This window comes from Marinimicrobium sp. UBA4509, assembly GCF_002388575.1.
Lineage (GTDB): Bacteria > Pseudomonadota > Gammaproteobacteria > Pseudomonadales > Cellvibrionaceae > Marinimicrobium > Marinimicrobium koreense.
Window position 1 is genome coordinate 29,222 of sequence record NZ_DGMV01000043.1, and the last position, 7,187, is coordinate 36,408.

Here is a 7,187-nt window from a genome sequence, read left to right on the forward strand (position 1 = left end):
ATCAGTGACTGGCCGGAGGCTGAGTCACCAGCACCCCGACAAGACGAGCGGGAAGAGACCGGCGACGATCATTCGCGCAACTGAGGTGTTTGAATGAAAACCCTGTTCATTATGCGTCACGGTCAGGCTCAGACCAAAGCGTCATCGGATGCCGAGCGGCCCCTGACCGCCCGGGGTGAGGCGGATGTCGAGCGGGTGGCCAACGCGCTGAGCGACGAGCTGTCCGATCTGGATCAGTTGTGGGTCAGCCCTTACCGCCGCGCCCGGCAGACGGCCGCAATCGTCAATCAGGTCCTGGGCCGCGGGGCCGAGCCGGTCGAGACCGAGCTGCTCACCCCGGAGGCCGACCTCGAGGCGCTGTGTGCCCAGTTGCAGGCCTGTGAGGAGGATAACCTGATGCTGGTCAGTCACATGCCATTGGTCGGCGATCTTATTCATTATCTGACTGGCGCCGAACCGGGTCGCTATACCATGGGTACGGCGTCCGTCGCCTGTCTGACCCTGGATGTGGTCGCCGGTGGTGTCGGAGAATTACGCTGGCTCCGTCACCGGGAAGACTGATAATGGTGGTTCCGGTGGCGACCTGGTCTCGAATGCTGTGTTCCGGAATTGCCACCTTGATCCTATGGAGTGGAGCCTCGCTGGCGTCGACCGAAGGCGGCGAGCCGCTGGTGGTGCGCTACCCGGATATGAGCAGCCCCCTGGACCAGCGAAACGACTATTTCGAGCAACTGCTACGCTTGGCTCTGGAGAAAACGCGGGACGAGTTCGGCGATTACCGTCTGCAGGCGGTGCCCTTGCGCGTTCCCCAGGGGCGTATCCTCCGATTGCTTTCCGCAGGCGAAAAGATCGACGTGCTCTGGAGTATGACCACGCGCAATCGCGAGCGCCATTTAAGGCCTGTGCGCATCCCACTGACCAAGGGGATGGCGGGTTACCGGTTGCTGGTGGTCAGAAGCGACGATCACGCCCGTTTTGCCGATGCGACGACTCTGGAAGCACTCGCCCGACATGTCGCCGGGCAAGCGGCGGATTGGCCGGATACCGATATCCTTCGGCACAATGAGCTGCCTGTTACCACGAGTGGTTATTTTTCCCTGTTCACCATGTTGCGGCACGGACGCATTGATTATATCCCCCGTGCTCTGAATGAACCCTGGGCGGAAGTGGCGCAGCGTCCGGAACTCGATCTTAAGGTCGAGCCGAGGCTGTTGCTGCACTACCCTGCGGCCAGTTACTTTTTCGTGCGCCGCCAGAACGCGGCACTTGCGCAGCGGCTGGAGCAGGGGCTCGAGCGGGCGATCGCGGACGGCAGCTTTGATGAGCTGTTCTTCCAGCACCCGAGTCAACGTCCGATTTTTGAGCGCGCGGCATTGAATGAGCGCCGCGTGCTGAAACTGACCAATCCGCTGCTGCCGGAGCGCACGCCTCTGGATCGTTCCGAGTTGTGGTGGCACCCCGACATAACGGACGATGCCACCGCTGATTCGGCGCAGCACAAAGCGGGTCGCCCATGAGTCGCGAGCGGACCTTTTCTCTCCCGGGTATGACCCTGGCGGCCCAGGAGTGGGGTGAGCCGGGCGGTGAACCGATTCTGGCGCTGCACGGTTGGCTTGATAATAGCGCCACCTTCAATGCGCTGGCGCCGCTGCTTCCAGATACCCACATTGTCGCGCTGGATCTCGCGGGACACGGTCGCAGCGGACACCGCGCCGGTGTCGGCCCGTATAATATCTGGGAAGATGTTTCGGAGTTGTTTGAGGTGGCGGATCAACTGGGGTGGGACCGGTTTTCGCTGCTGGGGCACTCGCGCGGCGGGATTATCGGCATGATCGCGGCGGGCACGTTTCCCGAACGTATTACCCGGTTGGCCCTGATTGAAGCGCTGTGGCCGGAAGTGCATCAACCCCAGGCGGCCCCGCGACAACTGGCCCGCTCGATCCTGGAGATGAGTGCGTTGCGGAATAAACCGCTCAGTGTGTACCGGGATCTGGCCCGGGCGGCCAAAGCGCGTGCCAGAGGCATGTTTCCGCTGAGTATCGACGCGGCCCGGGCGCTGACCGAGCGTGGGACCAAAGCCGTTGATGGCGGCTACTCCTGGAGTACCGATCAACGGCTGCTCGCGCCGTCTGCGATAAAACTGACCGAGGATTACATCGAGGCGTTTCTTGCCAGTGCCACGGCGGATATGGCGATGATTCTCGGGCGGGACGGCATTCCGCGATTATTCAGTCATTATCGGGAGGCTCTGCAGCGGTTTCCCGATCGACTCGACTGGATTGAGTTGCCCGGAGGGCATCACCTGCATCTGGAATCCCAGGCGCCACAGGTGGCCGAATGTTTACGCCGGTTTTTAAGCGGTCAGGCGTTGGGATGGAATGAACTTCCCCAATGAATAGCTCCACTCGGTGGTTCGATCTTGATGGGAGAATGCCATGCGATTGAAGTGTTATCGCGCCCTGCCTTTTGTTTTGTCGATGGCGCTGACGGGGTGGGCCCTTCTGCTGGCCACAACAGACGTGGTTGCTCAGAATGGTACGCAAGTACCGGAATTTCTCGGGTTGGAGGATTTTCCGGAAGCCCGGGTCATGATGCGTGAGTACCGCCCGGATCAGACGTATGTGCTGGCGCTGTCCACCTTCAAGAAAGTCGGCGGAACCTGGTCGGCAGAGCGGGAGCAACGAGTCCAGGGCAATGTCCTCAGACGCACGCTCGAGTTGCCGTCGGGTTTTAGTGCTCGCGAAGGTTTCCGGTTTTACGAAGAGCAGTTGATCAGCGGTCGTGCCCGCGAGCTGTTTGCCTGTGAGGAGCGTGAGTGCGGCGGGAGTATCAACTGGGCCAACAACCACTTCAACGTGATTCAGCTATACGGTCTGGATCAATTCCAGTACTACAGTGTGTATGAAGTCGTGCGCGATGACACGGTTTATTACGCGAGCTTGTACTCTGTGCGGCGCGGGAACCGGCGGGTGTACGTCCAGTTGGATCTGGTGCAGATGCCGGAAGTGGATCGGCCGGCGCTGACCCTGAGTCCTGCGGTGCTGGGTGAGCGCTTGCGTGAGGCAGGCTATTTTGTGCTGCCCGGATTTGATGTCGTGGGTTCGGCGCAGGATTGGCGGGTGTCGGTTTCCGAATCGGCCATCGATGCGCTGGCCACCCTGTTGCGGCAGGAATCCGGTTGGGTCGTGGCGCTGGTCGGCCATGACTACGGTGCGGACTCTCTGGAGGCGCAGCAATCCCAGTCGCTGCATTACGCCGAACAGGTGCGGGAAAAACTCAAAGCGCAGGGAGTCAGTGAGCAACGGATCCCGGTCTTTGGGTTGGGAAGTCTGTCTCCGGCGGGCAAGGGGGAGCGCAGCGCCCGGGTGGAGGTGGTGCGTTTACCCGAGCGCTGATTATCGGACGTTTGAACCTGGCTAGCGAAGCAGTGACAGAAATTCGGTGCGGGTCGCCTGATTGCTGCGGAAGGTGCCCAGCATGGCCGAGGTTTTCATCACCGAATTCTGTTTTTCCACGCCGCGCATCATCATGCACATGTGCTGTGCCTCGATGATCACGCCCACGCCCGAGGCGCCGGTGATGTTCTGGATGGATTCGGCAATCTGTACCGTAAGTTGCTCCTGAATCTGCAGTCTGCGCGCAAACATGTCCACAATCCGGGCCACCTTTGACAGACCCAACACATGCCCGGTGGGAATGTAGGCGACATGAGCCTTACCGATAAAGGGCAGCAGATGGTGCTCGCACAGGGAGTACAGCTCGATGTCCTTGACCATGATCATTTCGCTGGAGTCGGAGGGGAAGAGGGCGCCATTGACGACTTCCTCCAGGTCCTGCTCGTATCCTTTGGTCAAAAACTGGAAGGCTTTGGCGGCCCGCTTGGGGGTATCCACCAGTCCCGGACGTGTCAGATCTTCGCCGATGCCTTCAATAATCCGGGCAAAATGTTCTTTCATTGTCTGTTCCTCAACCCTGTAGGGGCCTGCAAGCTTATCAGGAGGGCGGCTACCCTACGTCAAGCGGCCAAATTGGTAAAGGGCTTTTTACGACCTGTCTATCGTTTGGGATCACCTGTCCCGATTGGGAGAAATGCGACCCACGGGTGCCTCAGAATCGGTACAATAGCGTTTTTTTACCGCATCACAAAGGATCCGCCTCGTGTCATCTGCTGATGTCTTGCCGCCCTGGGCGCCACTGAAAACCGTTCGAGATTTTATTCGCTGGGGTGCCAGTCGCTTCAATGCCGAGGGGCTGTTCTTCGGCCACGGTACCGACAACGCCTGGGATGAGGCAGTCCAACTGGTGTTGCATGCACTGCACTTGCCGGTTCAGAACAGTCGCCAGGAATGGCTGGATGCGCGTTTGACTGATGCCGAGCGAGAGACGGTTGCTGCGCTGTTGGACCGACGCATCCGCGAGCGGGTGCCGGCAGCCTATCTGACCGGCGAGGCCTGGTTCTGTGGCTTGCGTTTTGCGGTGGACGAGCGGGTGCTGGTCCCGCGCTCGCCTATCGCCGAGTTGATCGAAGCCGGGTTTCAGCCCTGGCTGGAGCTGGAGCCGGAGCGGGTGCTGGATCTGTGTGCCGGAAGTGGCTGTATCGGTATTGCGTGTGCCTATGCCTTTCCTGAGGCTCAGGTCGACCTGAGCGATATTTCCCCGGATGCGCTGGACGTCGCCCGGGCCAACATCAAGGCCCACCAGTTGGAGGGGCGGGTTGAGGCCCTGGAGTCCGATGGGTTTGCGGCCCTCGGTGAGCGTCGCTACGATCTGATCGTCAGCAATCCGCCCTATGTGGATGCTCGTGATCTGGCCAGCATGCCGGCGGAGTATCATGCCGAGCCTGAGCTGGGGCTGGGCTCCGGGGATGATGGCCTGGACTTTACCCGGCGCCTGCTCGCCGAGGCGCCTCGACACTTGACCGAGGACGGGGTTCTGGTGGTGGAGGTGGGCAACTCCCAGGTGGCTCTGGAGCAGGCTTTTCCCAAGCTGCCCTTTACCTGGGTGGAGTTCGAGCGGGGCGGTCACGGGGTGTTCGTGCTGAGCGCTCGGGCGCTGGCGGCCTTTTCTGAGGTATAATTCCTCCTTTTGCGTTTAAGAGAAATTCGGAACCGATTATGTCCGGCAATAGCTTTGGCAAACTGTTTACCCTGACCACTTTTGGCGAAAGCCACGGCCCGGCGCTGGGCGCCGTGGTGGATGGCTGCCCTCCGGGCTTGGCGCTGTCCGAGGAAGACCTGCAGTTCGACCTGGACCGGCGCAAGCCCGGTCAGTCCCGCTATACCACCCAGCGGCGCGAAGCCGATCAGGTGCGGATTCTGTCCGGCGTGTTCGAGGGCAAAACCACGGGTACGCCCATTGGCCTGTTGATTGAAAACACCGATCAGCGCTCCAAGGATTACTCCAAGATTAAGGATCAGTTCCGCCCGGCGCATGCGGACTACACCTATCACCACAAGTACGGCGTGCGCGACTATCGCGGCGGCGGCCGTTCATCCGCCCGGGAAACCGCCATGCGGGTGGCGGCCGGTGCGATCGCGAAAAAATACCTGCGCGAGCGCTACGGCATCGAAGTGCGTGGGTACCTTTCGCAGTTGGGGCCCATTGCGATTGAGTCGGTGGATTGGGATCAGATCAGCGAGAACCCCTTCTTCTGCCCCGACGCCTCCAAGGTGGCGGAGATGGAAACCTACATGCAGGCGCTGGCCAAAGAGGGCAATTCCGTAGGCGCCAAGATTTCCGTGGTGGCCAGTGGCGTGCAGCCGGGGCTGGGGGAGCCGATTTTTGATCGCCTGGATGCGGATATCGCCCACGCGCTGATGAGCATCAACGCCGTGAAAGGGGTGGAGATCGGTGCGGGCTTTGATTCGGTGGCCCAGAAAGGCACCGAGCACCGTGACGAGCTGACCCCGGAAGGCTTTACCTCCAACAACGCCGGCGGCATTCTGGGGGGCATTTCCTCCGGCCAGGACATAGTGGCTCATCTGGCCCTCAAACCCACCTCCAGTCTGCGGGTGCCCGGGCGCAGCATTGACGTCCAGGGCGAGCCGGTGGAGGTGATCACCACCGGACGTCACGACCCCTGCGTGGGCATTCGCGCAACCCCCATTGCCGAGGCGATGCTGGCTCTGGTGCTGATGGATCACAGCCTGCGTCACCGGGCACAGAATGCGGACGTACGTGTCGATACGCCGGTGATTCCCGCACAGTCGTGATTCCCCGTGGCGATTGTGGCATGCTGGGCCTTTATCCCGGCATGCCACCTTCCTGACCTGCCGGGCTCCGAGAATCTCCGGGAGCCTGTGTATGCAAGATCTCACCTTATCCCTGATTCAGGCCACCATTGCGCCGGATGACCCGCAGCGCAATCTGGCCGGCTATGAACCCTGGCTGGAGCGGGCCCGGGGCAGTGACCTGGTGATACTCCCCGAAGTGTTTACCACCGGATTCAGCGCTACGGCGCGGGACCACGCTGAAGTCGTGGGCGGGCGCGCCTGGCAGTGGCTGGCGCACTGGGCGTCCGAGCTGGATGCGGTGGTGACCGGCTCTCTGGTGGTGAAAGACAATGACCAGTACAGCAATCGCCTGGTGTGGATGCGCCCCGATGGTAGCTGGGTGCACTATGACAAGCGGCACCTGTTTCGTATGGCGGGCGAGCACAAGCGTTACGCCGTGGGACAGGAGCGGGTGTTGGTCGAGCTGAAAGGCTGGCGGGTTCTGCCGATGATCTGCTATGACCTGCGCTTCCCGGTGTGGAGTCGCAACCGGGGGGATTATGATCTGGCCCTGTACGTCGCCAATTGGCCGGCCGCCCGATCGTTACACTGGCGACGCCTCTTGCAGGCGAGGGCGATTGAAAACCTGAGCTACGTGGCGGGCGTGAATCGTATCGGCGTGGATGAGAAAGATCAGGACTACTGTGGTGACAGTGCCATTTATGGCCCCGCCGGCGAGGTGTTGGTCGATGCAGAGGATGGCGAAGGGTGTTTTACCGCAGTGCTCAGTGCGGAAAGGCTGACCCAATATCGTGAGTCATTTCCCGCCCATCTGGATGCGGATGGGTTTGAGATATTGCGGTAAGTATTGCGTGTGATGTGGTGCTGGGTAACGGCGGATGCGGGCTTCGCCCTTATCCGCCCTACGCTTGGCTGCGGAGGTGGCGTAGGGCGGATAAGCGAAGCGCATCCGCC

At 61.0% G+C, this 7,187-nt stretch carries 7 protein-coding genes and 1 pseudogene; 7 read left to right on the forward strand and 1 reads right to left on the reverse strand.

Features of this window, described 5'->3' with window-relative positions:
* Positions 1-93 precede the first annotated feature (93 nt).
* Genes sixA through B3520_RS06635 form a run of 4 tightly spaced genes read left to right on the forward strand, consistent with a single transcriptional unit; the run spans position 94 to position 3,395 of the window.
* Positions 94-561, forward strand: a complete 468-nt coding sequence (gene sixA, locus B3520_RS06620; protein ID WP_123637545.1) for a phosphohistidine phosphatase SixA — start codon at positions 94-96, stop codon at positions 559-561.
* A gap of 56 nt (positions 562-617) precedes the next feature.
* Positions 618-1,517, forward strand: a complete 900-nt coding sequence (locus B3520_RS06625; RefSeq protein ID WP_286806855.1) for a substrate-binding periplasmic protein — start codon at positions 618-620, stop codon at positions 1,515-1,517.
* Positions 1,514-2,395 carry an alpha/beta fold hydrolase gene (locus tag B3520_RS06630; RefSeq protein ID WP_286806853.1) on the forward strand — a complete coding sequence of 294 codons (882 nt, stop codon included), beginning with the start codon at positions 1,514-1,516 and terminating at the stop codon, positions 2,393-2,395. Before B3520_RS06625 ends, B3520_RS06630 begins: the two co-directional genes overlap by 4 nt.
* Before the next feature lie 40 nt (positions 2,396-2,435).
* Positions 2,436-3,395 (forward strand): DUF4892 domain-containing protein, encoded by a 960-nt coding sequence (locus B3520_RS06635; protein ID WP_286806852.1) that lies wholly within the window; start codon positions 2,436-2,438, stop codon positions 3,393-3,395.
* Between the two features lie 21 nt (positions 3,396-3,416).
* On the opposite strand, the pseudogene folE reads toward B3520_RS06635, so the two are convergent.
* Positions 3,417-3,959, reverse strand: a pseudogene (gene folE, locus B3520_RS06640) (GTP cyclohydrolase I FolE); the annotation flags it as partial.
* Between the two features lie 199 nt (positions 3,960-4,158).
* Between folE and prmB the strand changes: the two are divergent.
* The 3 genes from prmB (at position 4,159) to B3520_RS06655 (ending at position 7,077) form a co-directional block, all read left to right on the forward strand.
* Positions 4,159-5,076 carry a 50S ribosomal protein L3 N(5)-glutamine methyltransferase gene (gene prmB / locus B3520_RS06645; protein WP_246004339.1) on the forward strand — a complete coding sequence of 306 codons (918 nt, stop codon included), beginning with the start codon at positions 4,159-4,161 and terminating at the stop codon, positions 5,074-5,076.
* Between the two features lie 38 nt (positions 5,077-5,114).
* On the forward strand, positions 5,115-6,212 hold the full coding sequence (aroC, locus tag B3520_RS06650; RefSeq protein WP_286806851.1) for a chorismate synthase: 1,098 nt from the start codon (positions 5,115-5,117) through the stop codon (positions 6,210-6,212).
* Positions 6,213-6,303: 91 nt separating this feature from the next.
* Complete coding sequence (locus tag B3520_RS06655) at positions 6,304-7,077, forward strand: amidohydrolase (RefSeq protein WP_286806850.1); 774 nt, start codon at positions 6,304-6,306, stop codon at positions 7,075-7,077.
* Positions 7,078-7,187 lie beyond the last annotated feature (110 nt).